We start from the raw sequence: 22,870 nt of genomic DNA, 5'->3' as shown, positions 1-22,870 counted from the left end.
GCACCCCGGCAGCCGGCCGCACCGGCGTCCGGCCGGTGAGTCAGCTCGGCCGGGCCGCCTCCGCGATCGACATCGCCTCGGCCGCACCGGCTTCCATCGCCTCGCAGCAGAGCACGATCCAGGCGGCCAGCGCCCCCGGATCGCCGGTGCCGAACAGGGCCGACGCCTCCCGGTACTCCCCCAGCCGCCGCAGCCAGTTCACCTCCGGCACCCCGAGGAGATGCGGATCGAGTCCGGTGGCCGCCGAGACCAGCCGCGACGCGCCCCGCGCCACCACCCCGTTGCCCTCCGTGAACGGCGCCAGCGTCAGCAGTTCGCCGTGCACCACCGCGGCCAGCACGGGCGCCGGCACCGACGACGGCGCGACCACCAGCTGCACCAGCGCCTCGAGCCGCGGACCGATGTGCGGTTCGTCGCGTGGACGGCCGAGCAGCGCCGGATCGTCGACCAGGTCGGCGGCCGCCAGCGTGTGCAGCCGCGCCAGCGACTGCGCCGGCGCCCGCCGGAACACCGCCACCTCCCGGTCCAGCGAATCCGGGTCCAGCGCCTGCGCCACCCGGATCGCCCCGGCCATCACCGGATCGTCGAACTCGTGCTCGCGATTGAGCTCGGTGGTGGCGCCCTCCATCGCGGCCGACGACCGGCCGCCGCGCCAGGACGCCTCCCGGGAGGTCTTGTCCCAGCCGCGCAGGTTGACCCGATGCCGATGCACCGCGCCGAGCGCCTCGCGGGCCGCCTCGGCGGCCGGCGCCACGCCGGGCAGGTCGGCCAGGGGACTCAACGGATCAGCAGTCACCGTTCCAGCGTACGAGTCCGGCCTCGGCCGCCACCGGCAGGCCTTCCCGCCCGCCACCGGCCGCGCGGCACCGACCGTTCGTCGCGTGCATCCCTGCGGCAACCCCGCGGCCTGCACACTGACATCCCTGAGTGATTACGCTCACAGATACAGGGAGATGTGGCGCCGGACCGGCAGATTGAGATGGCACCCGAACCCCACAGCCGAACAACCGACACCGAAAGGTCGACACGATGTCCTCGAATGCCCAGACGGTCTTCCCGCCCTCCGCCGACTTCGCCGCACAGGCCAACGCGACGGCGGCGATGTACGAACGGGCCGAGGCCGATCCGCAGGAGTTCTGGGCCGAGCAGGCCCGGCGCCTGGACTGGGACACCCCGTTCACCCAGGTCCTCGACTGGTCCAACGCGCCGTTCGCCAGCTGGTTCGCCGACGGCAAGCTGAACGTGGCCGTCAACTGCGTCGACCGGCACGTCACCGCAGGCAAGGGCGACCGGGTGGCCATCCACTGGGTGGGCGAGCCGATCGACGACCACCGCGACATCACCTACAGCCAGCTCAAGGACGAGGTGAGCCGCGCCGCCAACTACCTGGCCGGGATCGGGCTGCAGGCCGGCGATCGGGTGGCCATCTACATGCCGATGGTTCCCGAGGCCATCATCTCGATGCTGGCCTGCGCCCGGCTGGGCCTGACCCACTCGGTGGTCTTCGCCGGCTTCTCGTCGGCCGCGCTGCGCTCGCGCGTGGACGACGCCGAGGCCAAGGTGGTCATCACCACCGACGGCCAGTACCGGCGCGGGGCGCCCGCGCCGCTCAAGGCCCAGGTCGACGAGGCCCTCGGCAGCGGCGCCGACGCCGCCCCCTCGGTGGAGAAGGTGATCGTGGTGCGCCGCACCAATCACGACCCGGAACTGCCGTGGGTGGACGGCCGCGACGTGTGGTGGGAGGACACCGTCGGCGAGGCCTCGCCCGAGCACCAGCCGGAGGCCTTCGACGCCGAGCACCCGCTGTTTCTGCTCTACACCTCCGGCACCACCGGCAAGCCCAAAGGCATCGTGCACACCTCGGGCGGCTACCTCACCCAGGCCTCGTACACCTTCCACAACGTCTTCGACCACAAGGAGGGGCGCGACGTCTTCTGGTGCGGCGCCGACATCGGCTGGGTCACCGGCCACTCCTACCTGGTGTACGGCCCGCTCTCGAACGGCGCCACCGAGGTGATCTACGAGGGCACCCCCAACTCGCCCGACGAGCACCGGCACTTCCAGGTGATCGAGAAGTACGGCGTCACCACCTACTACATCGCGCCAACCCTGATCCGCACCTTCATGAAGTGGGGACGGGAGATCCCGGCCGCCCACGACCTGTCCTCGCTGCGGCTGCTCGGCAGCGTCGGCGAGCCGATCAACCCGGAGGCCTGGCGCTGGTACCACGAGGTGATCGGCGGCGGACGCTGCCCGATCGTCGACACCTGGTGGCAGACCGAGACCGGCGGCATCATGGTCTCCCCGCTGCCCGGCGTCACCGCCTGCAAGCCCGGCTCGGCCATGCGCCCGCTGCCGGGCATCAGCGCCAACGTCGTCGACGACAACGGGGTGCCGGTGGCCGACGGCGAACAGGGCTACCTGGTGCTCGACCAGCCGTGGCCGGGCATGCTCCGCGGCATCTGGGGCGACGAACAGCGGTTCAAGGACACCTACTGGTCGCGCTTCGCCGAACAGGGCTGGTACTTCGCCGGCGACGGCGCCCGCTACGACGAGGACGGCGCCCTGTGGGTGCTGGGCCGGGTCGACGACGTCATGAACGTCTCCGGTCACCGCATCTCCACCGCCGAAGTGGAGTCGGCGCTGGTCAGTCACAGCGCGGTGGCCGAGGCCGCGGTGATCGGCGCCGCCGACGAGACCACCGGCCAGGGCATCGTCGCCTTCGTCATCCTGATGGAGGGCGCCGCCGACACCGGCGAGGAACTGATCAAGGCGCTGCGCGACCAGGTGGCGGTCGACATCTCGCCGATCGCCAAACCGCGGGAGATCAACGTGGTGCCCGAACTGCCCAAGACCCGGTCGGGCAAGATCATGCGCCGGCTGCTCAAGGACGTCGCCGAAGGACGCGAACTCGGCGACACCTCCACCCTGGTGGATCCGTCGGTCTTCGAAGCCATCCGGGCCCGCCGCGGTTGAGAGCTTTGCCCGAAGAAATCTCCCTCCGGCCGATGGTCCGCTGCGACCGGTGAAACCGGCATGGCAACATGAGGGGCACCACAATCGACCCAAGGGAGATTTCGTGAGCGGCAATCAGGACACCTGGCCCAACCAGCCGTCGGGTCCGCGCGTCCCGTCGATCCCGATGGCGGATGCCAACCTCGGTGCGGGCGGCCAGCCGACGATCGGCAACCTCGTCAAGGATGCCAGTGCCAACGTCTCGACGCTGTTGCGCGCCGAGGTGAAGCTGGCCAAGTCGGAACTGATCACCGAGGCGAAGAAGGCCGGCGCCGGATCCGGTCTGATGATCGTCGCCGGCGTGCTGCTGCTGTACGCCAGCCTGTTCTTCTTCGTCTTCCTCGGCTTCCTGCTCGACATCTGGCTGCCGGCCTGGGCGGCGTTCGGGATCGTCTTCCTGCTGCTGCTGTTCATCGCGATCGCCGCGGTCCTGGTGGGCTATCTGCTGTTCAAGAAGCTGCAGAAACCGGAGAAGACGATCGACTCGGTCCGCGAGGTCAAGAGCGTGCTGCCCGGCAACCGCGGCGACCAGCCGCCGGCGGGCGGCTTCGCGCACCCGCAGATCCCGCCGGCCCAGAACCCGCCGGCCCAGAACCCGGCGAGCCAGATCCCGCCCGCCCAGGCACCGGTCGGCCGCCCGCAGCGGGGCTGAAGTGTGACGACCGGCGAACTCGCCGCGTCGACCCCGCCGGATCCCACCCTGGTGCGGTTCGACGGGCCCTGGGAACACCTGGACGTCCGCGCCAACGGACTGCGTTTTCACGCCGTGCAGGCCGCCCCGGCCGCGCCGGTGGGCAGCCCACTGGTGCTGCTGCTGCACGGCTTCGGCGAGTTCTGGTGGTCCTGGCGCCATCAACTGCAGGTGCTCACCGAGGCCGGCTACCGCGCGGTCGCCGTGGACCTGCGCGGTTACGGCGACACCGACAAGCCGCCCCGCGGCTACGACGGCTGGACCCTGGCCGGCGACACCCACGCGCTGATCCGGGCGCTGGGCCACACCGACGCGAGCCTCGTCGGTCACGCCGACGGCGGCCTGGTGTGCTGGGCGACGGCCACCCTGCATCCGCGCTCGGTGCGCCGGATCGCGGTGCTCTCCTCCCCGCATCCGCGGGCCCTGCGCCGCTCGGTGCTGCGCAACCCGGAAGAGCGCTCCGCCTTCCTGGCGCCCTTCCTGCACAACCAGCTGCCGCGTCTGGGTGAGCGACGGCTCACCCGCGACGACGGGGCCTACCTCGAGGAGTACTTCCGCGAGCGGGCCGGCGCCCTCTGGCGGAGCACCGACGACTTCGCCGACGCGCTGACCCGGAACCGGATGGCCGTGCAGATCCCGGGGGTGGCGCACTGCAGCCTGGAGTATCGGCGCTGGGCGTTCCGCTCCCAGTTCCGCGGCGACGGCCGCCGCTTCATGGAACTGATGAACGCCCGGCTGCACATTCCGGTGCTGGCCCTGCGCGGCCGGGACGACGAGTACATCCTCGGCTCACTGATGGCCGACAGCGCCCACTGGGCCTCGGATCTGCGCTACCGGGTGATCGACGGCGCCGGGCACTTCGTTCACGAGGAGCAGCCGGCCGCGGTCAACGCCCGGCTGCTCGACCTGCTCGCCCACTGACCGGACCGCTCAGCCGCCGTTGACGATGCACGCGCCGGTCGCCACCGCCGCCGTGCGCTGCTCCGATTCGGCGACGTCGTCGCGGATCTGCTCGGCGGTCAGCACGAAGCCGGTGGCATCGGCCGGGTCCACCGCCGAACCGAAGACCAGACCCAGGACCTTTCCGTCCGGGTCGATCATCGGCCCGCCGGAGTTGCCCGAGCGGATCTGCCCGCGCACCGTGTACACCTTGCGCTGCACGTCGTGCGGGTTCTGGTAGATGTCCGGACCCACCAGGTTCACCACATTGCGGATCCGCACCGGGGTCACCGTGAACGGGCCGTCCTCGGGATAGCCGAGCACGATCGCATCGTCGCCGGTCGACGCCCGGTCGGTGGCGAAGTCGAGGGCACGCGCCCGCAGCCCCGGCACGTCGAGCACGGCCACATCGTCGCGCGAGTCGTACCAGACCACCGTGGCGGTCAGTTCGCGGCCGCCGACGGTGCGCACGGACAGCTCATCGGTGCCGGCCACCACGTGGGCATTGGTGATCACCCGTTCCGGCGAGATCACGAAACCCGATCCCTCCAGCGCCTGCCCGCAGTCGTGCGCCACCCCGAGCACCTTGACCACGCTCGGCCGCACCTGGGCGATGGACTGCCGCTGCTGCAGAGCCGGATCGGGCGCGTCGACGTTGGCCACCTGGGTCTGCCCGAACGGTCCCATCACCTCCTTGAAGCCGGAGGTGTCGAGCAGCTCGGTGAAGTCCGACGGCAGATCGCGCATCCATTGCGGCGCGATCGCGTCGACCGCCCGGATGACCGTCGAATCGGTGACCGCCTCGGCGATCCGGGGCTGCTGGGAGCTGCGCAGCGGGATCGCCAGCAGCCAGACCGCCATCAGGATGGCGACCACCTGCAGCACCGAGCCGACGAGCGAATCCACCCGGCGCAGCCGCACCGAATGCAGCCCCGAGCGCGCGGCCCGGCCGAGCACCATGCCGGCGATCTCGCCGATGATGACCAGCCCCACCAGCAGCAGCAGCGCCACCACCAGCCGCAGCCGCGAATCGTCGATCCGGGAGACCACGTGCGGGGCGATCAGGATCCCGGCCAGCACCCCCACCAGCACCCCGATGAAGGCCAGGGCCGAGGCGGCGGCGCCCTGGCGGTAGCCGCTCAACGCGGCCAGGATCGCCACCGCGAGCACGATCAGATCCACCCACAGTGCTCCGGTCATGTCACGGCGCTCCCGGTTCTTCCGGCAGGGTGAACCCGGAGACCTGCCGGTTCCCGGTCGCGGCGATCATCTTCTCCAGCGGTCGCACATCGGCGGTGTCCCAGGGCACGTCCCAGCCGGCGGCCTCGCTGATCGCGGCGATCAGTCCGCCGGTGAAACCCCAGACGAGCATGCCGTCGTAGAGGAAGGCCGGGCCCTGGTAGGCGGTGGCCCCGGCCAGCGAGCGGCGCACCTGGAAACGGTTCTCCGGGGCGAGGAGTTCGCGCAGATTCACGCGCATCACCCGGGAGGTCTCGGCGTTGACCACGCCCACCTCGCTGGCGGTGACCCAGTGCCCGAGCACCGGAACCACCTCGAATCCGGAGGGCACCGGGAACGCCGGCAGCTGGGCCAGAGCCCGCACCCCGTCGGGCAGCAGACCGGTCTCCTCGCGCGCCTCCCGCAGCGCGGTACCCACCGGGAAGTCGTCGCCGGGGTCGCGGCTGCCGCCGGGGAAGGCCACCTGCCCGCTGTGCGTGCGCATGGTCGGGGCACGCTCGGTGAGCAGCACGTCGGCGTCGGCGGGCAGCCCGCCGGGATGATCGAGTGCGGCGTCGAACGCGCCGCCGAAGAGCACCAGCACCGCGGCCGAGCGCTGGGCGCGGAAGGCTGCAGCGGCACGCGCCCGGCCGCCCCCACGGTTGAGGACCTTCTCGTTCACCGACTGCGGATCGTCGGTCACGATCCGCAGCCAGGGCGGGATCAGCGCGGGCTCGGCCAGCGGGCCGGGCACCGGAGCCGGATCCGGATTCCGGCGGAAGACGCTCATCGGCCCACCCCGTTCAGGTCGACGCCCAGTTCGTCGCGGACGACGCCGGTGAGCTCCTCGTACGAGTCGAAGACCGTCGGCAGGATCTCGGCGACGGTGCCGTCGGCGCGGACCAGGATGGTCGACGGGAACACCCGCGGCGCCCCCAGGGCTTTGGCGACAGTGCCGTCGACGTCGGCGATCACCGGGAGATGCACGCCCACCTCGGCGAGGAAGGTGAGGATCGCGTACTCCTTGCGGGCCCCGTCATAGGCGTGCACGCCGAGCACGTTCAGCTGATCGCCGGCCTGCGCGTAGAGCCGGTCGAACAGCGGCAGCTCGCGGCGGCACGGCTGGCACCACACGGCCCACAGATTGATCACCGTCGGCCTGCCCGCGGTCGCCGCCCCGACGTCGATCGTCGCGCCGTCGGCCAGGCACTGGGCCTGCACCCCGGCCAGCACGGCACCCGGGGCGGCCGGACCGGTGCCGGTCGGGCACGGCGGCAGCGCGGCATCGGCGCGCGCTTTGCTCATCATCTCCGTCGTGACCGGCTCGTCGGAGATCCCCTGGGTCGACGAGGCCGCCGCACCGGTGGTGCTCACCGGCGCCGTGGGGCCGTCACCGCGCGGCCACAGCGCCACCACCAGGGCCACCGACACCACCACGAAGGCGATCATCGCCTTGGCCGCGGGCGTCTTGAGGGCGTTCACCCGCTCACCCCCGCCAGTGCCAGCAGATGTTCGGTCTCCGGACCTTTGACCAGGGCGGCGGCCGCCCCCTTGTCGACCGGGCCGAGTCCGTACGACGGGCAGTCCCGGGCCAGCGTGCACACCCCGCACGCGGGCGTGCGGGAGTGACACACCCGCCGGCCGTGAAAGATGATCCGGTGCGACAGATCCGTCCACTCCTTACGTGGGAACAACTCCGCGACGGCGCGCTCCACCTTCACCGGATCCTCCTGATCGGTCCACTCCCAGCGGCGCACCAGCCGGCCGAAGTGGGTGTCAACGGTCAGTCCGGGCACCCCGAAGGCGTTGCCGAGCACCACGTTCGCCGTCTTCCGGCCGAACCCCGGCAGCGTCACCAGATCCTCGAGCCGGCCGGGCACCTGGCCGTCGAAGCGTTCGACGAGCGCCTGCCCGAGCCCGATGATCGAGTTGGCCTTGTTGCGGTAGAAGCCGGTCGGCCGGATGAGCTCCTCGAGTTCGGTCCGGTCGGCGCCGGCATAATCCCAGGCCGTGCGGTAGCGGGCGAACAGCGCCGGGGTCACCTGGTTGACCCGGACGTCGGTGCACTGAGCGGAGAGGATCGTGGCCACCGACAGCTCCAGCGGATCGGTGAAGTCGAGCTCGCAGTAGACGTGCGGGAAGGCCTCGATCAGTGTCCGGTTCATTCGCCGCGCGCGCCGGACCAGACCGAGGTGTGTTTCCGGCTTGCGTCTGCTCACAACGTTCCAGGCTACCGACCGCGCCGCCACACGGTCCCGGCACCGGGCAGGTCACAAATCGATGACGACGACACCGCCGGTTTCGGCTCCGGGCGGCGGGTGTGGATACTGGGGAACCATGCAGGGTTTGGCCGTGATCGTCTTCCCGTTCCTTCTGATGCTGTTCGCTCTGGCGATGGAGAAGGTTCAGGGGAGCCTGGATCGACTGTCCGTCGGTCCGGCGCAGGTCGAGGAGTTCCTGGAGGGCGCCGACGCCACCGACCTGGACAATCTGGCCAAGGACGGCCTGCCCGCCGCGCTCGACGAACTGCGCAACCGCCGCGCCAACTGACCTCGACGACCGGCCCGCGGAGCCCGTCCGGCCCGTCGCTCGTGGCGTTTACGGCCAGTCGTTGCATCCTGTGATCATTTCAACAATTACACTTCTCTCCAGTAGCGTGGGTCACTGACCGCGGGTTGACAAAGGAGAGAGGGTCGTAGGTGGACGAGGTACTCGCACGGGCAGGCATTTTCCAGGGGGTCGAGCCCGCTGCCGTTGCGGCACTGGCTTCCGAACTCGAAGAGACGGAGTTCCCTCGCGGCCACGTCATCTTCCACGAGGGCGAACCTGGTGACCGGCTCTACATCATTCTCTCCGGCAAGGTGAAGCTCGGCCGCCGCTCCGCGGACGGCCGGGAGAACCTGCTGACCATCATGGGCCCCTCGGACATGTTCGGCGAGCTGTCGATCTTCGATCCGGGCCCGCGCACCTCGTCGGCCACCACGGTGACCGAGGTGCGGGTGGCCACCATGGACCGCGACGCCCTGCGCAAGTGGATCAAGGACCGCCCGGAGATCGCCGAGCAGCTGCTGCGCGTACTGGCCCGCCGCCTGCGCCGCACCAACAACAACCTCGCCGATCTGATCTTCACCGACGTGCCCGGCCGGGTGGCCAAGCAGCTGCTGCAGCTGGCCCAGCGGTTCGGCACCCAGGAGGGCGGGGCGCTGCGCGTGACGCACGACCTCACCCAGGAGGAGATCGCTCAGCTGGTGGGCGCCTCGCGGGAGACCGTGAACAAGGCCCTGGCCGACTTCGCGCAGCGCGGCTGGCTGCGCCTGGAGGGCAAGAGCGTGCTGATCGCCGACTCCGAGCGGCTGGCCCGCCGGGCCCGCTGAGGCCGGCTCCGACCCGAGAACGCACGAAAGAACCCGCGGCGGGTGCCGCGGGTTCTTTCGTTCTCGCCTGCCGACCGGCCGGGCGGCGCGTGGCGCTACTGCTCGTGCCGGCGCAGATACTCCAGCTGCGCCTTGACCGACATCTTCGCGGCCGGCCACAGACTCTTGTCGACGTCGGCGTAGACGTCGCGCACGATCGCCTTCGGCTTGGCCTGTGAAGCCGACACCCCGAGCCGGTCGAGGGCGGCCACGATCTGGTCGAGCCGTTCCTCCCGGTGCGCCTTGTAGAACCGCGCCACCGGGATCAGCTCCGGATGGTCGGGGCCGTGCGCCGGCAGCAGCACACAGTCCTCGCCTTCGACGATCAGCCGGTTAAGCGAGTTGAGGTAGTCGGTCAGGGTGCCGTCCTGCGGATCGAGCACCGTGGTGCCGCGCCCCAGAATGGTGTCGCCGGTGATCATCGCGCGCCGGCCGTCGTGCTCGACCAGGAAGCTCACCGAGTCGCCGGTGTGGCCGGGGGTGAACAGCACCGTGATCCGGAGCCCGGCCGCCTCGATGACCTCGCGGTCGCGCAGCGTCGGCGCATTCCGGCAGAACTCACGCGCCCGGGCCCGGGTGGGTGCGCCGGTGCGCCGGTACAGCCGGTCGATGCCGCCGGTGTGATCGAAGTGCCGGTGCGTGATCAGAACCAGCGCCACACCGGGCTGCCTGGCGAGCGCCTTGACATGCTTCTTGTGCCGCGGCGGCCCCGGATCGACCACCACGCACTCGTCGTGCCCGGGCGCCCGCAGAATCCAGCTGTTGGTGCCGTCGAGCTCCATCACCCCGGGGTTGTCGCAGAGCAGCACCGAGGCGAAGTCGGTGACCGGGCGGAGCGTCTCGTACGCCGGGTGAACCGGCGCGTCCGGATCGGTGTGCCCGGCCATCAGCGGACCGCGACGATCAGCTCGACCTCGACCGGCGAGTCGAGCGGGAGTTCGGCCACGCCCACCGCGCTGCGCGCATGCACGCCGTCGTCGCCGAAGATCTCCCCGAGCACCTCGGAGGCGCCGTTGATCACCTGCGGCTGGCCGCCGAATCCCGGTGCCGAGGCGACGAATCCGGTCACCTTGACGATGCGGGTGATCGCGTCCAGCCCCACCAGTGCGTCGACGGCCGCCAGGGCGTTGAGCGCGCACTGCCGGGCCGCGGTCTTCGCATCGTCCGCGGACACCAGGCCCGGCCCGTCGCCCACCTTCCCGGCGGCCGGCAGCGCACCGTCGACGAAGGGCAGCTGTCCGGAGGTGTACACCAGATCCCCGTGCCGGACGGCCGGGACGTACGCGGCCACGGGCGCGGCGACGGCCGGCAAATCGATGCCCAGCGCCGCCAGGCGGCCGGCCCAGTCGTTGTTCGCTGCAGCGGTCATCGGCTCAGCCCTTGGGCCGCTTCAGGTAGGCCACGTGCTGCTCACCGGTGGGGCCGGGCAGGACGCTGACCAGCTCCCAGCCGTCGCCTCCCCACTGATCCAGAATCTGCTTCGTCGCGTGCGTGAGCAGCGGAACGGTGACGTACTCCCAGGCAGTGGCTTCACTCATGAGTCCAACCTTATCGGTTGGTGAACGGCCTGAACACGGCAGTCGCTAAGGTGATCGCGTGAGCACAGATGCGTCGACCGCAGTAAGCATGCGCTGGCCGACCCCGGCCGCACAGGCCCGGCTGCACTTCGTCTCCGGCAAGGGCGGGACCGGCAAGACCACCATGGCGGCCGCGCTGGCCATCGCCTTCGCCGCCAAGGGCGAGAAGGTGCTGCTGGTCGAGACCGAAGGCCGCCAGGCCATCGCGCAGCTCTTCGACGTTCCCCCGCTGCCTCCGGTGGACACCCTCGTCGAGTCCACCGGAAACGGCGGCAGCGTCTCGGCGCTGGCCATCGACATCGAGCACGCACTGCTCGAGTACCTGGACATGTTCTACAACCTGGGCTTCGCCGGCCGGGCGATCAAACGGGTCGGGGCCATCGACTTCGTCACCACGGTCGCGCCGGGTCTGCGTGATGTGGTGCTGACCGGCAAGATCAAGGAACGCGTCATCGCCACCGCCCCCGACGGCGGCCTGCTCTACGACCGGATCGTCGTCGATTCGCCGCCCACCGGACGGATCGGCGCCTTCCTCGACGTCACCGCGGCCATGCGGGATCTGGCCAAATCCGGTCCGATCCGCGCCCAGAGCGAGGGGGTGGTGAAACTGCTGCATTCGCCGGAGACCCAGGTGCATCTCACCACCCTGCTCGAGGCCATGCCGGTGCAGGAGACCGTCGAGGCCGTGGAGGAGCTGCGCTCCAAGGACCTGCACGTGGGCGTGATCCTGCTGAACCGGTGCAGCGCCCACTATCTGCCCGACGATCAGCTCGACGACATCGCCGAAGGCCAGCTCGACACCGCCCGGCTGCGCGAGTCGCTGGCCGCGGCCGGTCTGGAGACCAGCGAGGCGGATCTGGCCGGATTGGTCTCGGAGACGGTCGATTACGCCCGGCGGCTGCAGGCTCAGCAGCTTGCGCAGGCCCAGCTCGACGAGGTGGAGGTCCCCGAGATCGAACTGCCCGAGATCGAGCGCTCGGTGGATGTGGGCGCGCTGTACGAGCTGGCCGGGGTACTCAAGGAGGCGGGCGTCTAGATGACCACCGATCTGCAGATGGGCGCAGTGCTGTCCGACCCGAACACCCGCGTGGTGATCTGTTGCGGCTCCGGCGGTGTCGGCAAGACGACGACGGCCGCCGCCATGGCGCTGCACGCCGCCGAAGCCGGCCGCACCGTCGCCGTGCTGACCATCGACCCGGCCCGCCGGCTGGCCCAGTCCCTCGGCGTGGACGCGCTCACCAACGAGCCGCAGCCGGTGCCCATCGAGGGCTCGGGGACGCTCGACGCGATGATGCTCGACATGCGCCGCACCTTCGACGACATGGTGGTCGAGCACTCGACACCCGAACGCGCGGAAGCGATCCTGAACAACAGCTTCTATCAGACCGTGGCCTCGTCGTTCTCCGGCACGCAGGAGTACATGGCGATGGAGAAGCTCGGCCGGCTCCTCGAGGAGAACCGCTGGGATCTGATCGTCGTCGACACGCCTCCGTCGCGGAACGCCCTGGACTTCCTGGATGCGCCGCGACGGCTCGGGTCGTTCCTCTCCGGCCGGCTGATGCGGATGCTGGTCGGCGGCGGACGCGGCGTGGGCCGGGTGGTCACCGGCGCCATGAGTCTGGCCATGCGCGGCATCTCCACCATCATCGGCGGCGAGATCCTGCGCGACGTGGCCACCTTCGTTCAGTCGCTCGATTCGATGTTCGGGGGCTTCCAGGAGCGCGCCAACCGCACCTACGAGCTGCTGCAGCGGCCGGGCACCCGGTTCGTGGTGGTCGCCGCGCCGGAGGCCGACGCCCTCCGCGAGGCGGGCTTCTTCGTCAGCCGCCTCTCCCAGGACTCGATGCCGCTGACCGGGCTGATCGTCAACCGGACCCACCCGAACCTGACCGGCGTCTCCACGCCCGCCGCCTATGCGGCGCTCGAGCGGACCGACGATCCGGTGGCGCACGGTGTGCTGCGGGTGCATGTGGACCGCGCCGACACCGCGCAGCGCGAACAGCATCTGCTGGGCCGGTTCACCTCGTCGCACCCGAGCGTGCCGATCGTCGGCGTGCCCGCCCTGCCCTTCGAGGTGGCCGATGCGCAGGCGCTGCGCGCGGTCGGGGAACAGATCACCCGGCTCGGCTGAGCCGGGCCGGCACTTTCCGGCGCCGGCCGGGCCCAGCAAAACGGCTCCCCACCCGATGGTGAGGAGCCGTGCCGGTCAATCTCGCGCCGTGCCCTGCTGGGGGACGGCGGCCACCCGCTGTCGCCGCCGCTGGGCTTCGAAGAAGGCCGCCCAGGACGTGACTTCCGGGTGCTGGCGGAGCAGCGCCCGGCGCTGCCGCTCGGTCATGCCGCCCCACACACCGAACTCCACGCGATTGTCCAGTGCGTCCGCACCGCACTCGAGCTGCACCGGGCAGTGCCGGCAGATGGTCGCCGCCTTGCGCTGCGCGGCGCCCCGGACGAACAGATCGTCGGGATCTCCGCCGCGGCAGCGCGCTTGCGACACCCACGCCAGTCGAGCTTCCGAATCACCAGTAGACAACGGGGCCAGAGTCATTGCGGTATTCCGCCTTTCGCAAACCCATCGACGCTTCCCCGTCGTTCGGGGGCGCATAAGATCTCTTGTGACACTTGTCTTGCACTTCAGTCGAAGTGTTAGCCGTATCACCACAATCAATCTATTGAGATTGCCCTCACAAGTGCAAGTCACAGTTCGGAAAACTGGCCACAGCCCCGGCAAATCAGACGATGGACCGACACGCGGCGGGTCCGGGGGAACCGGCGCTCCGCCGCCCCGGCGCCTTCGGCACGTATCCTGACCGGGTGCGCAAGACTTCGAAGCTGCTCAGCCTGCCGCTGGCCTGCGTCATGGCCGGTGTGCTGGTGGCCGCACTGCTCTTTCCGTTCGCCAGCGGACTGGCCGTGCTGTCCAACCGGGCCGCCGCGACGATGGAGAACAGCTCGTCCGAGCTGCTCAACGGCACCGTTCCCGAGGTCACCACGGTCACCGACGTCAACGGCACGCCGATCGCGCAGCTGTTCGACCAATACCGGCTGCCGGTCGGCTACAACGACATCTCCCAGGACATGGTCCGGGCCATCATCTCCATCGAGGACCGGCGGTTCCTCGAGCACGACGGCGTGGACTGGAAGGGCACCATCCGGGCGGCGCTGAAGAACTCGTCGTCCGGCGAGGTCCAGCAGGGCGCGTCGACGCTCGATCAGCAGTACATCAAGAACTATCAGCTGCTGGTGCTGGCCCAGACCGAGGCCGACCGCGACGCCGCCGTGGAGACCACCCCGGCGCGCAAGCTGCGCGAGGTCCGGATGGCGCTGACTCTCGAGCGCTCCCTCACCGACCAGGCCATGCACGACAAGGGCCTCGACCGTGACGCCGCCAAGCAGGACGCCAAGAAGCAGATCGTCACCCGCTATCTGAACCTGGTGCCGTTCGGCAACAACGCCTACGGCGTGGAGGCCGCCGCCCAGACCTACTTCGGCCATTCGGCCAAGGAACTCACCCTCGAACAGTCGGCCATGCTGGCCGGCATGGTGCAGTCCAGCTCCGCGCTGAACCCGTACACCGACCCCGAGGCCACGCTGGCGCGCCGGAACACGGTGCTCGAGACGATGATCGAGAACTTCCCGGACCGGGCTCCCGAGATCCGGGAGGCGATGAAGCAGCCGCTGGGCGTGCTGCCCGACCCGCAGACCCCCAAGCAGGGCTGCATCTCCGCCGACAGCAACGGCTTCTTCTGCGACTACCTGCTGCAGTTCCTCGCCGAGAACGGGATCTCCCGGTCCGCCGTCGCCCGCGGCGGCTACACCATCCGGACCACGCTCGACCCCCAGGTGCAGGGCAATGCACAGCGCGCCGCCCAGGCGCAGGCCTCCCCCGACGTCGACGGCATCGCCAATGTGATGAGCATCGTCCGGCCCGGCGACAAGTCGCACGACGTGCTGGCGATGGTCTCGAGCCGCAAGTACGGCCTGAACACCAAACGCGGTGAGACGGTCCAGCCGCAGCCGTTCTCGATGGTCGGTGACGGCGCGGGCTCGGTCTTCAAGGTGTTCACCGCCGCCGCGGCGATGGAGAAGGGCATGGGCACCGACACGGTCCTGAGCATCCCGTCGAACATCGCCCTGTACGGCATGGGCAACAGCAACGGCGCCTTCGGCTGCCCACCCGGCGCCTACTGCGTCAAGAACGCCGGCCCCTACCCGGCGGCGCTGCCGATGCCGCTGGCCCTGGCCCAGTCGCCGAACACCGCCTTCGTGCAGCTGCTGCAGCAGGTCGGGGTCAAGCCGACGGTCGACATGGCCGTGCGGCTGGGACTGCGCTCGTACGCGGCCCCGGGCTCGTCCGGATTCAGCGAGCAGAGCCTGGCCGACTACATCAAGAAGGGCAACTTCGGCTCGTTCACGCTGGGCCCGTTCGCGGTGAACCCGCTCGAGCTGTCGAATGTGGCGGCCACCATCGCCTCCGGCGGCGTCTGGTGCCCGCCGAATCCGGTCGTCGCGATCGAGCAGGTCAAACGCGACCAGTACAACAACACGGTGATGGATCCGGACGGCACCCCGGCGATGACCACCGTGCCGTTCAACCCGCCCAAGTGCGAGCAGGTGGTGGACAAGGGCCTGGCCAGCACCCTGGCCAATGCGCTCAGCCACGACGATCAGCCGGGCGGCACCTCGGCGGATGCGGCGCGGGCGGCCGGCTGGTCGCTGCCGATGTCCGGCAAGACCGGCACCACCGAGGCGCACCGGTCGGCGGCCTTCCTCGGGTTCACCAACCAGCTCGCCGCGGCGGCCTACATCTACAACGACGGCCCCAACCCGGCCGGCATCTGCACCAGCCCGCTGCGCCAGTGCGGTGAGGGCGACGTCTACGGCGGCTTCGAGCCGGCCCGCACCTGGTTCGCGGCGATCAAGCCGGTCGCCACGAAGTTCGGCCCGGTGCGGCTGCCGGCGAACGATCCGCAATACGTGCGCGGCAGCAGTAAGGGCCGGATCCCGCAGGTGACCGGTCTGCCCATCAGTCAGGCCACGGCACGGTTGCAGGAGGCCGGTTTCAAGGTCAACGAGCTCGAGACCGACAGCAGCCGGCCCCAGGGCACGGTGGTCTTCACCGCTCCCGCCGAGACCGCCATGCCGGGCAGCACCATCGCGGTGTACGTGAGCAACGGCAAGGGCACGGGCAGTGGTGGTGGCGGAGCGCCGGCCGGCACCACCTCCAAGACCGTCGAGGTGCCCGGCGTGGGCCCGGTGGTGATCGAAGTCCCCGAGGGCTGAGCCCGCGTATCCTCGAGGGCATGGCTGCTGTCCCGGGCTCCGCCCGCCCCTCCGATCTGCTGTCGAGTTCCACTGCGCGGCTGGCCGCCGGTGCGGCCGGTGCCGCTGCCGCCGGGCTGCTGTACTCCACCGTCATCGAGCGGAACGCCTTCGCGCTGCGGCATGCCACCCTGGCCGTCCTCGAACCCGGTTCGTCGCCGCTGCGGGTGCTGCACATCAGCGACATCCACATGACCCCCGGCCAGCTGCTCAAGCAGGCGTGGATCTCCGAGTTGGCCCGGCTCGAACCGGATCTGGTGGTCAACACCGGCGACAACCTGGCGCATCCGGGAGCGGTGCCGGCGGTGGTGCAGTCCCTCGGCGACCTGTTGTCGTTGCCGGGACTGTTCGTCTTCGGCTCCAACGACTACTTCGGACCCACACCGAAGAACCCGCTCAAGTACTTCCAGAAGAACCACAAGCGCACCCACGGCGAGCCGCTGCCCTGGCAGGATCTGCGGGCGGCGTTCAACGAGCGCGGCTGGCTCGATGCGACGCATACGGTGCGCGAACTGGAAGTGGCCGGGGTGCGGGTCGCCGCGGCCGGGGTCGACGATCCGCACATCGGCCGGGACCGCTACGAGACGGTCGCCGGCCGGCCCAACCCGCTGGCCCAGCTGCGGCTGGGCCTGACCCACTCCCCCGAGCCCAGGGTGCTCGACGAGTTCGCGGGCGACGGCTACGACCTGGTGATGGCCGGGCACACGCACGGCGGACAGTTGTGCCTGCCGGGCTACGGCGCGCTGGTCACCAACTGCCATCTCGACCGGTCCCGGGTCAAGGGCGTCTCCAACTGGGGATCGACGATGAAGCTGCACGTCTCGGCCGGTCTGGGCACGTCACCGTATGCCCCGGCCCGATTCTGCTGCCGGCCGGAGGCCACCCTGCTGACCCTGACCGCCACCCGCAACGGCGGCGGCGACGCCGAGGTGGACCAGCAGCTGCCGCAGCTCGAACACCAGATGAGCTGACCGGGTGCCCGCCAGAACCGAGCGGGAGCGGATGCTCTCCGGAGAGTTGTACGCCGACGGCGATCCGGAACTGGTGGCGCTGCGCCGCGAGTGCGCGCGGCGGATGCAGCGCTTCAACGCGCTCGACGCCGACGACGAGGACGGCCGCAGCGAGATCCTGCGCGGCCTGCTGGGGGCCTTCGGCCCGGACTCGCGGATCGTACCGCCGCTGCGCTGCGACTACGGCGAACAGGTGCGGATCGGCCGGGAGAGTGATCGTCTGCCCCGGGGTGACGATCGGTGAGGACGCGGTGATCGGGGCCGGTTCGGTGGTGACCCGCGATGTGCCGCCACGGGTGTTCGCCGCCGGCAATCCGGCGCGGGTGATCCGGGAACTGGGGAGTACTCCCGGCACTGCGCCGGCCGACTGCTAAACATGACTGCTATGAGCAGTTACAGCGTCGAAGAGATCACCGCCGAGGAACTGGCCCGGATCACCCCGGTCGCCGAGGGGCTCGCCGGGCAGGTGCGTGCGCTGGTGGATGCGACGGTGCGCACCGAGGTCGACGCCGATGCGGTCGCCGAGGCCCGTGAGCACATCGCCGCGGCCACCGAGATCCTGCGGCGCCGGCAGCTCGACGGCGCCTTCGGCGTCCGGTTCTCCGAGGCGGCGGGCAAACGGAACTGGGGCAATGCGGTATGCGGCGTGCGCAATCCGATCGCCCCGCCGCTGGAGATGAGCTACGACGGCGAGAAGCTGACCGGGACCGCCCACATGGGCGCCGCGTACGAGGGGCCGGCCGGTCTGGTGCACGGCGGAATGATCGCCGCCATGCTCGATCAGGCGCTGGGTTCGGCGGCCGAGAGCGCCGGGGCTCCCGGGATGACCGGAACACTGACCATCCGCTATCGGCAGGGCACCAGACTGGGCCCGATCACCGTCAGCGCCTGGCTCGACCGCGTCGAGGGCGTGAAGTCCTTCGCCAAGGGCACCGTGAGCACCGCCGACGGGGTGACGGTGGAGGCCGAGGGCGTGTTCATCCTGCCCCGATGGGCGCGCGGCGAGGTGCGCGAGGCGATGATCCGGGCCGTCGGCGAAGGCTGAACCGACCGGCTGTAGTGCATTCTGCACACCGGTGGACAGGTGTCCAAGCGTCCCCGGTAATGTCCCCGTCACGACCACCTTCCGACGATGGGACACCCCGATGGCGCTGATCACGCGGGACGACATGGAACACCACTACTTCGAGCCCGACGGCGAGCTGTTCCGGCCGCTGAGCCTGGCCAAGAGCGACTGGAATCCCCAGCAGATGCACGGGGTGGCGGTCAGCGGCCTGCTGGCGCGCGGCGCCGAACACGCCCTGGCCGGGCTCGGCCGCAGCGATATGAGCCCGGCGCGGTTCCACGTCGACCTCTTCCGGCCGGCCGCGATGGCGCCGACCTCGGTGGAGGCGACGGTGCTGCGCAACGGCCGCCGGATCGTGCTGATCGATTCGGTGCTCCGCCAGGACGGCGAGCAGGTGGCCCGGGCCACCGCGTCGTTCCTGCAGACCGCGCAGGCACAGACCGGCACGGTGTGGTCGAGCGACGACCGGGCGACACCTCCGGACCAGGATCTGCCGCCCGAATCCGAGCCGATGGTGGCCAGCGAGAATCCGTGGTCGGTGGGCTTCGCCGGGCACCAGAACGCCGGCCGCCACGCCACCTGGCAGACGGCGATCCCGGCCGTGCGGGGCGACGAGCCCAGCCCGTATCAGGCGATCGCGCAGCTGGCCGACATCACCAACCTGATCTGCAACTGGGGCTCCGCGGGCGTGGAGTTCATCAACACGGACGTCTCACTGGCCCTGGTGCGCCGCCCGGACAGCACCTCGGTGGGCGTCCGCGCCACCGATCGCCTCGAGCACGAGGGCATCGCGGTGGGCACCGCCGAACTCTTCGACCGCTCCGGCCCTCTGGGCACGGCGACGGTCACCGCCGTCGTCAACACCCTGCGCACCATCGACCTGACCTGACCTGAGCTGAGCTGAGCCGGTCGGTGGGAGTACGGCCGCGGAAGGCGTACAGCGTCAACGCGACACCGAAACCGATACGCGCGCCTGCGCAGTGTCGCGTTCCGGCTTTCCTGTCGCGTAGTGGATTCGATGTGGCGGGGAGCAGGCGGTATCGGTGAGACGAGTGAGGCCCTGACCAGATTTCCCTGGTCAGGGCCTCAACTGCGATCTCAACCATTGCGTCGGGGTAGCGGGATTCGAACCCACGACCTCTTCGTCCCGAACGAAGCGCGCTACCAAGCTGCGCCATACCCCGGTGTCGTCTTCTCTCGAAGGCAACGTCGTCAAGAATACAACGACGGTTCTCGGTTCACGAAATCGGGTCGGCCCCTCAGACGGACAGCGGCGCCGAACTCATCCGCCCGTCGGCGATGGCATCGACCAATCGCTGATGGTCGGCCTCGTTGATCTGACTGTAGGCCACGGCGAAGTCGGCGACGGCCCTGTCGAAGGCCTTGCCGAAGCCGCTCAGCAGGGCCGCGATCGGCGCATAGGCGGCCGTGCGCGCATGGGCCTGCGCGAGCACCCGGCCGCACAGTTCGCCGTAGTACTCCATGCCGTCCGGCCGCAGCCCCTCCACCACCACCGACCCCTTGCCGTCACGGAGCTGGCGCACATAGAACTGGTTCGGCGTGCCGTCGAAGTTCGGTGCGGTGACCCAGCCGAGGAAGATATCGCTGGAGGCCTGCATCAGCTGCTGCCCGGCCACCACGCGACGCCCCTGATGGTCGCCGGCGCGGGCGGTGACGTACGGGCTGAGCACCGATGGCCCCGCCTCCTTGATCTGCAGAAAGAGCGGCGACGCGCCCACCTCGCTGCCCATCAGGACGATCCAGCAGCGGGTACCGACGCTGCCGACGCCGACCACCTTGCGGGCGGCCTCGATGAACCGGTACTGCGCGAGCACGCTCGCCACCTGTTCGGGCAGAGATCGGGCGTAGGCGGCGATCCGGTCGGTGAAGGCCATCGCGAGCTGTTCCCGCGACATCCGGGTCATGATCTCCTCGGCCCGCATCAGCAGCGGCGGATCGCTGCGGATGTGCGCCCCGGCCAGATCGAAGTAGCAGAGCTTCTCCAGCGCCTGGTTGCTGTCCCGATGTTTGGCCTTGTTCAACAGCTTGGCCATCCGGTCGCCGGTGGCGGTGTCGAGGCGATCGCCCAGTTCCCCGGCCAGCGACTCGGCGTCGACGTGCCGGTACCAGTTGTCCAGCGGGGAGCGCCCGGCCGCCGCGAGCATCTCCTTGCGGTAGGCACGGACCGAGCGGCGGGCACAGCGGCTCACCTCCCGCTCGTCGAAGCCGTTGGCCTGCGAGGCGATGACGATGCTGGCGGCCAGCCGCTTGACGTCCCATTCGAACGGGCCCGGGTGGGTTTCGTCGAAGTCGTTGAGGTCGAAGACCATCCGTCGCTCCGGCGAGCGGAAGAGTCCGAAGTTGCTCAGGTGCGCGTCGCTGCACAGCTGGGTGTCGATTCCCGACGACGGGGTGGCCGCCAGATCGGCGGCCATCACCGCGGCCGCCCCGCGGAAGAACGTGAAGGCGGTCGCCGCCATCCGCTCGTGCCGCACCGGCACCAGGCCGGGAATCCGTGTCGCGTCCTGTTCGTCGAGGATCTCGAGCGGGTCGCGCCGCTGCGCGGTGGCCGGCACCGCGGCCAGCTCCTCTATCCGGATGGTCATCGCGTCCCCGTCGTCGATAGGAGTGAAGTGTTCTGAACTGTCGCCTGAGATGTCACTGGTAGGAGATGAACCACGGTCTCGGCTTCACCGACATCGTGCGCGCCGGGGAGAAGATCGGTGTGTCCTCCGTGTAGAAATTCTTCCAGCCCATCCAGATCCCGGGCGGCAGACCGGTGATCAGCCGGTGCCAGGTGTCGAGTTTGACCCCGGGCACGCCGTGACCGTCGGCGTGCACCACCGTCGCCAGCTCCGGATGCCCGGTGTCGAGCCGGGCGCGATCGCCGAGCATCGCCTCGTCGAACTGGTGCAGCACGAAGGCCTTCTGCGGCAGATTGCGGCGGCGCACCAGATCCGCCAGCCAGGCCGCGGTCCGGTTGACCTCCGCCGGACGCACCGCACCGATCTGCGCCAGGTGCACCTGATCGGGGGCCAGCCGCCATTCCGGATCCAGTGCCAGCCCCACGTTGGGCCGTTCGAGGAGCCGCTCGTACATTTTTGCCTGCGCGAGGAAGTCCATCCGGCCCGGCTGCAGATCCAGGGTGACGTAGATGCCGGCCTTCTCGGCCGCGTCCACCCACGGCTCGAGGACCTTCACCGGTACCGGCCGGGTGTAGGCGCCCCGGAAGTCGGGCTCCTCCGAGGCGATCGTCGCGATGATCTCGAAGCCCGGGATCACCGGCACCGAGGAGAGTGAACCGTACTGTCCGGCAACCTCTTTGGCGCGCTGAACGGTGGACGGCAGGTCCTGCCGGCCGAGCGGTCCCAGCGTGCGCGAGTCCGGTGAACCGTAGAGGGCGACCACCCGCCGCGACGGGAACAGCAACTGACCGCCGCCGGGCAGTTCGGGCACCGTCCGGGCCGCCTGGATACGGTCGGTCAGCACGCCGCGATCGCCGAAGCCGGCACCGACCGCCCGCACCGCCGAGTCGTCTCTCTTGAGTGCGGCCACCGCGGCCCCGCTGGCCCGCGGATCGGGAACCGGCAGCACGATCACCGTGGCCCCGGCCGCACGGCCGGTGGCCGCGGGAACCGCCGACGGTCCCGACAGCAGAAGCACCGGCGACGAACCGGCGGGCGCCGGACCTTCGATCAGTTCCTTCGGGTCAGCGCTGGTGCGCCGCCGGAGGTCCGGGATCGGACCGCCGACGGTCACCACCCGGCGCACGCGCAACCGGTCGAGTTCGGCCGCCACGGCCGGTGCGGTGGCCGCGGACACCCGGTACACCGGCACCCGCCGGGTGGCGCTGAGTTCGACGGCCCGGCCCAGGACCGCCGGCGAGGCGTCGGCCGGCACCACCAGTGCGCTGTCGGCCGCCTCGAGCAGGGTGCGCGAGACGAGCACCTCGTCGGGTACGTCCTCGTCGGCGATCACCTCGACCGAACCGTCGGCCAGTGCGGTGCGCGGCCAGGTGCCCACCGAACGCACCGGAGTGGCGGCCACGGACGCGGTGGTGAGCACCGCAACCAGCAGCAGCACGATCAGCGCAGCCCAGCGGCTGGCCGGTCGCGGCTGCGGTGCAGCGTCAGTCGGTCTCGTCATCCTCGCCGGCCGCGTAGGAATCGGCGAAGGAGACTCGCGGCGTGGTCGCCGCCGCGAAGGCGGCCAGCACCAGATGGATCACGGTGGCGACGCCGAAGACGACGGCCGCCGCCAGCGCCACCACCCAGAGGGTCACCGCCACGGAGCCCTCGAGACCGTCGAGCAGCAGTGCCGCGGCTCCGGTCAGCGCCACCCCGAGCAGCGACCAGGCGGCGCTGCGCAGCCGCGGTCCCACCGCGTTCGCGTAGAAGAGCCGCTGATAGACGGTGATCTCGAATTCGTCGACCGCCGCCAGCCTAACCGGGTCACCGGACGCCAGGGCGCGCAGTCGTTCGGCCAGCTCCGCGTCGCGCAGCAGCGATGCGTTCTCGTGCTGCCGGTTACGCACATAGGCGACGACGGCGGCGACGGCGGCGATCAGGCCGAGTGCGGCGAGAATTCCCCAGTTGTTCACGGCTCCCCACGCTACCCGA

General features: G+C 70.3%; 25 protein-coding genes and 1 tRNA gene. 13 read left to right on the top strand and 13 right to left on the bottom strand.

What is annotated here, in order from left to right; translation table 11 throughout:
* Positions 1-40 precede the first annotated feature (40 nt).
* The gene (locus ACJMNC_RS05285) at positions 41-796 is read right to left on the bottom strand and encodes an oxidoreductase (RefSeq protein WP_408946895.1); all 756 of its coding nucleotides are present in this window, start codon (positions 794-796) and stop codon (positions 41-43) included.
* Between the two features lie 233 nt (positions 797-1,029).
* On the opposite strand from ACJMNC_RS05285, the gene acs reads away from it, so the two are divergent.
* The 3 genes from acs (at position 1,030) to ACJMNC_RS05270 (ending at position 4,627) form a co-directional block, all read left to right on the top strand.
* Positions 1,030-2,976: an acetate--CoA ligase gene (gene acs, locus ACJMNC_RS05280; RefSeq protein WP_408946894.1), complete on the top strand. Its 1,947-nt coding sequence runs from the start codon at positions 1,030-1,032 to the stop codon at positions 2,974-2,976.
* Between the two features lie 103 nt (positions 2,977-3,079).
* Positions 3,080-3,667: a phage holin family protein gene (locus ACJMNC_RS05275; RefSeq protein WP_408946893.1), complete on the top strand. Its 588-nt coding sequence runs from the start codon at positions 3,080-3,082 to the stop codon at positions 3,665-3,667.
* 3 nt (positions 3,668-3,670) lie between these two features.
* Positions 3,671-4,627, top strand: coding sequence for an alpha/beta fold hydrolase (locus ACJMNC_RS05270; RefSeq protein ID WP_408946892.1), 957 nt, complete (start codon positions 3,671-3,673; stop codon positions 4,625-4,627).
* Between the two features lie 9 nt (positions 4,628-4,636).
* Here ACJMNC_RS05270 and ACJMNC_RS05265 read toward each other — a convergent pair whose 3' ends face one another.
* From ACJMNC_RS05265 to nth, 4 genes are read right to left on the bottom strand one after another with little or no spacing between them, the layout of a single operon-like run.
* Positions 4,637-5,845, bottom strand: a complete 1,209-nt coding sequence (locus ACJMNC_RS05265) for a MarP family serine protease (protein WP_408946891.1) — start codon at positions 5,843-5,845, stop codon at positions 4,637-4,639.
* A 1-nt stretch (position 5,846) separates the two neighbouring features.
* On the bottom strand, positions 5,847-6,653 hold the full coding sequence (locus ACJMNC_RS05260) for an NUDIX hydrolase (RefSeq protein ID WP_408946890.1): 807 nt from the start codon (positions 6,651-6,653) through the stop codon (positions 5,847-5,849).
* Entirely contained in the window at positions 6,650-7,345 is a 696-nt protein-coding gene (locus ACJMNC_RS05255; RefSeq protein WP_408946889.1) for a TlpA disulfide reductase family protein, read from the bottom strand. Before ACJMNC_RS05255 ends, ACJMNC_RS05260 begins: the two co-directional genes overlap by 4 nt.
* On the bottom strand, positions 7,342-8,028 hold the full coding sequence (nth, locus tag ACJMNC_RS05250) for an endonuclease III (protein WP_408946987.1): 687 nt from the start codon (positions 8,026-8,028) through the stop codon (positions 7,342-7,344). The genes ACJMNC_RS05255 and nth overlap by 4 nt, the downstream gene beginning before the upstream one ends.
* Before the next feature lie 172 nt (positions 8,029-8,200).
* On the opposite strand from nth, the gene ACJMNC_RS05245 reads away from it, so the two are divergent.
* Both ACJMNC_RS05245 and ACJMNC_RS05240 read left to right on the top strand, forming a co-directional pair.
* Positions 8,201-8,413 (top strand): hypothetical protein, encoded by a 213-nt coding sequence (locus tag ACJMNC_RS05245; RefSeq protein WP_408946888.1) that lies wholly within the window; start codon positions 8,201-8,203, stop codon positions 8,411-8,413.
* 149 nt (positions 8,414-8,562) lie between these two features.
* The gene (locus ACJMNC_RS05240; RefSeq protein WP_408946887.1) at positions 8,563-9,237 is read left to right on the top strand and encodes a Crp/Fnr family transcriptional regulator; all 675 of its coding nucleotides are present in this window, start codon (positions 8,563-8,565) and stop codon (positions 9,235-9,237) included.
* Between the two features lie 95 nt (positions 9,238-9,332).
* Here ACJMNC_RS05240 and ACJMNC_RS05235 read toward each other — a convergent pair whose 3' ends face one another.
* Genes ACJMNC_RS05235 through ACJMNC_RS05225 form a run of 3 tightly spaced genes read right to left on the bottom strand, consistent with a single transcriptional unit; the run spans position 9,333 to position 10,814 of the window.
* Positions 9,333-10,163 carry an MBL fold metallo-hydrolase gene (locus ACJMNC_RS05235; RefSeq protein WP_408946886.1) on the bottom strand — a complete coding sequence of 277 codons (831 nt, stop codon included), beginning with the start codon at positions 10,161-10,163 and terminating at the stop codon, positions 9,333-9,335.
* A complete protein-coding gene (locus tag ACJMNC_RS05230; protein ID WP_408946885.1) occupies positions 10,163-10,645 on the bottom strand; it encodes a RidA family protein in 483 nt (160 codons plus the stop codon). The genes ACJMNC_RS05235 and ACJMNC_RS05230 overlap by 1 nt, the downstream gene beginning before the upstream one ends.
* A gap of 4 nt (positions 10,646-10,649) precedes the next feature.
* Complete coding sequence (locus tag ACJMNC_RS05225) at positions 10,650-10,814, bottom strand: hypothetical protein (RefSeq protein ID WP_408946884.1); 165 nt, start codon at positions 10,812-10,814, stop codon at positions 10,650-10,652.
* Positions 10,815-10,902: 88 nt separating this feature from the next.
* Between ACJMNC_RS05225 and ACJMNC_RS05220 the strand changes: the two genes are divergently transcribed.
* Together ACJMNC_RS05220 and ACJMNC_RS05215 are read left to right on the top strand one after the other, a co-directional pair.
* Positions 10,903-11,889, top strand: coding sequence for an ArsA-related P-loop ATPase (locus ACJMNC_RS05220; protein ID WP_408946986.1), 987 nt, complete (start codon positions 10,903-10,905; stop codon positions 11,887-11,889).
* Positions 11,890-12,984 (top strand): ArsA family ATPase, encoded by a 1,095-nt coding sequence (locus tag ACJMNC_RS05215; RefSeq protein WP_408946883.1) that lies wholly within the window; start codon positions 11,890-11,892, stop codon positions 12,982-12,984. It abuts the gene before it with no gap.
* Positions 12,985-13,059: 75 nt separating this feature from the next.
* Here ACJMNC_RS05215 and ACJMNC_RS05210 read toward each other — a convergent pair whose 3' ends face one another.
* Positions 13,060-13,401, bottom strand: coding sequence for a WhiB family transcriptional regulator (locus ACJMNC_RS05210; protein ID WP_408946882.1), 342 nt, complete (start codon positions 13,399-13,401; stop codon positions 13,060-13,062).
* A gap of 311 nt (positions 13,402-13,712) precedes the next feature.
* Here ACJMNC_RS05210 and ACJMNC_RS05205 point away from each other — a divergent pair, with 311 nt between their 5' ends.
* The 6 genes from ACJMNC_RS05205 (at position 13,713) to ACJMNC_RS05180 (ending at position 19,140) form a co-directional block, all read left to right on the top strand.
* On the top strand, positions 13,713-16,136 hold the full coding sequence (locus tag ACJMNC_RS05205) for a penicillin-binding protein (RefSeq protein ID WP_408946985.1): 2,424 nt from the start codon (positions 13,713-13,715) through the stop codon (positions 16,134-16,136).
* Between the two features lie 20 nt (positions 16,137-16,156).
* Positions 16,157-17,146, top strand: a complete 990-nt coding sequence (locus ACJMNC_RS05200; RefSeq protein ID WP_408946881.1) for a metallophosphoesterase — start codon at positions 16,157-16,159, stop codon at positions 17,144-17,146.
* 4 nt (positions 17,147-17,150) lie between these two features.
* On the top strand, positions 17,151-17,429 hold the full coding sequence (locus tag ACJMNC_RS05195; RefSeq protein ID WP_408946880.1) for a maltose acetyltransferase domain-containing protein: 279 nt from the start codon (positions 17,151-17,153) through the stop codon (positions 17,427-17,429).
* A complete protein-coding gene (locus ACJMNC_RS05190; RefSeq protein WP_408946879.1) occupies positions 17,416-17,559 on the top strand; it encodes a hypothetical protein in 144 nt (47 codons plus the stop codon). The genes ACJMNC_RS05195 and ACJMNC_RS05190 overlap by 14 nt, the downstream gene beginning before the upstream one ends.
* An 11-nt stretch (positions 17,560-17,570) precedes the next feature.
* Positions 17,571-18,230: a PaaI family thioesterase gene (locus tag ACJMNC_RS05185; protein ID WP_408946878.1), complete on the top strand. Its 660-nt coding sequence runs from the start codon at positions 17,571-17,573 to the stop codon at positions 18,228-18,230.
* Between the two features lie 100 nt (positions 18,231-18,330).
* Positions 18,331-19,140, top strand: a complete 810-nt coding sequence (locus ACJMNC_RS05180) for a thioesterase family protein (protein ID WP_408946877.1) — start codon at positions 18,331-18,333, stop codon at positions 19,138-19,140.
* A gap of 221 nt (positions 19,141-19,361) precedes the next feature.
* Here ACJMNC_RS05180 and ACJMNC_RS05175 read toward each other — a convergent pair.
* The 4 genes from ACJMNC_RS05175 to ACJMNC_RS05160 form a co-directional block, all read right to left on the bottom strand.
* A tRNA-Pro gene (locus ACJMNC_RS05175) sits at positions 19,362-19,435 on the bottom strand.
* A gap of 75 nt (positions 19,436-19,510) precedes the next feature.
* Entirely contained in the window at positions 19,511-20,857 is a 1,347-nt protein-coding gene (locus ACJMNC_RS05170) for a DUF2252 domain-containing protein (RefSeq protein ID WP_408946876.1), read from the bottom strand.
* 52 nt (positions 20,858-20,909) lie between these two features.
* Positions 20,910-22,397: a hypothetical protein gene (locus ACJMNC_RS05165; RefSeq protein WP_408946875.1), complete on the bottom strand. Its 1,488-nt coding sequence runs from the start codon at positions 22,395-22,397 to the stop codon at positions 20,910-20,912.
* Complete coding sequence (locus ACJMNC_RS05160; RefSeq protein ID WP_408946874.1) at positions 22,381-22,851, bottom strand: hypothetical protein; 471 nt, start codon at positions 22,849-22,851, stop codon at positions 22,381-22,383. Before ACJMNC_RS05160 ends, ACJMNC_RS05165 begins: the two co-directional genes overlap by 17 nt.
* Positions 22,852-22,870 lie beyond the last annotated feature (19 nt).

It is taken from the genome of Gordonia sp. VNK21 (genome assembly GCF_046098115.1).
In the GTDB taxonomy this organism is placed as follows: Bacteria; Actinomycetota; Actinomycetes; order Mycobacteriales; family Mycobacteriaceae; genus Gordonia.
Note: the sequence above shows the minus strand (reverse complement) of the source record. Positions and strands in the feature narration are given on the sequence as shown.

Excerpts from the sequence above, each read along its gene's own strand:
- ACJMNC_RS05220 (WP_408946986.1), top strand. The coding sequence starts at position 10,903 with ATGCGCTGGCCGACCCCGGCCGCACAGGCCCGGCTGCACTTCGTCTCC.
- ACJMNC_RS05185 (WP_408946878.1), top strand. The coding sequence starts at position 17,571 with ATGAGCAGTTACAGCGTCGAAGAGATCACCGCCGAGGAACTGGCCCGG.
- acs (WP_408946894.1), top strand. The coding sequence starts at position 1,030 with ATGTCCTCGAATGCCCAGACGGTCTTCCCGCCCTCCGCCGACTTCGCC.
- ACJMNC_RS05210 (WP_408946882.1), bottom strand. The coding sequence starts at position 13,401 with ATGACTCTGGCCCCGTTGTCTACTGGTGATTCGGAAGCTCGACTGGCG.
- ACJMNC_RS05260 (WP_408946890.1), bottom strand. The coding sequence starts at position 6,653 with ATGAGCGTCTTCCGCCGGAATCCGGATCCGGCTCCGGTGCCCGGCCCG.
- nth (WP_408946987.1), bottom strand. The coding sequence starts at position 8,028 with ATGAACCGGACACTGATCGAGGCCTTCCCGCACGTCTACTGCGAGCTC.
- ACJMNC_RS05225 (WP_408946884.1), bottom strand. The coding sequence starts at position 10,814 with ATGAGTGAAGCCACTGCCTGGGAGTACGTCACCGTTCCGCTGCTCACG.
- ACJMNC_RS05235 (WP_408946886.1), bottom strand. The coding sequence starts at position 10,163 with ATGGCCGGGCACACCGATCCGGACGCGCCGGTTCACCCGGCGTACGAG.
- ACJMNC_RS05230 (WP_408946885.1), bottom strand. The coding sequence starts at position 10,645 with ATGACCGCTGCAGCGAACAACGACTGGGCCGGCCGCCTGGCGGCGCTG.
- ACJMNC_RS05180 (WP_408946877.1), top strand. The coding sequence starts at position 18,331 with ATGGCGCTGATCACGCGGGACGACATGGAACACCACTACTTCGAGCCC.
- ACJMNC_RS05170 (WP_408946876.1), bottom strand. The coding sequence starts at position 20,857 with ATGACCATCCGGATAGAGGAGCTGGCCGCGGTGCCGGCCACCGCGCAG.
- ACJMNC_RS05165 (WP_408946875.1), bottom strand. The coding sequence starts at position 22,397 with ATGACGAGACCGACTGACGCTGCACCGCAGCCGCGACCGGCCAGCCGC.
- ACJMNC_RS05265 (WP_408946891.1), bottom strand. The coding sequence starts at position 5,845 with ATGACCGGAGCACTGTGGGTGGATCTGATCGTGCTCGCGGTGGCGATC.
- ACJMNC_RS05215 (WP_408946883.1), top strand. The coding sequence starts at position 11,890 with ATGACCACCGATCTGCAGATGGGCGCAGTGCTGTCCGACCCGAACACC.
- ACJMNC_RS05205 (WP_408946985.1), top strand. The coding sequence starts at position 13,713 with ATGGCCGGTGTGCTGGTGGCCGCACTGCTCTTTCCGTTCGCCAGCGGA.
- ACJMNC_RS05245 (WP_408946888.1), top strand. The coding sequence starts at position 8,201 with ATGCAGGGTTTGGCCGTGATCGTCTTCCCGTTCCTTCTGATGCTGTTC.
- ACJMNC_RS05200 (WP_408946881.1), top strand. The coding sequence starts at position 16,157 with ATGGCTGCTGTCCCGGGCTCCGCCCGCCCCTCCGATCTGCTGTCGAGT.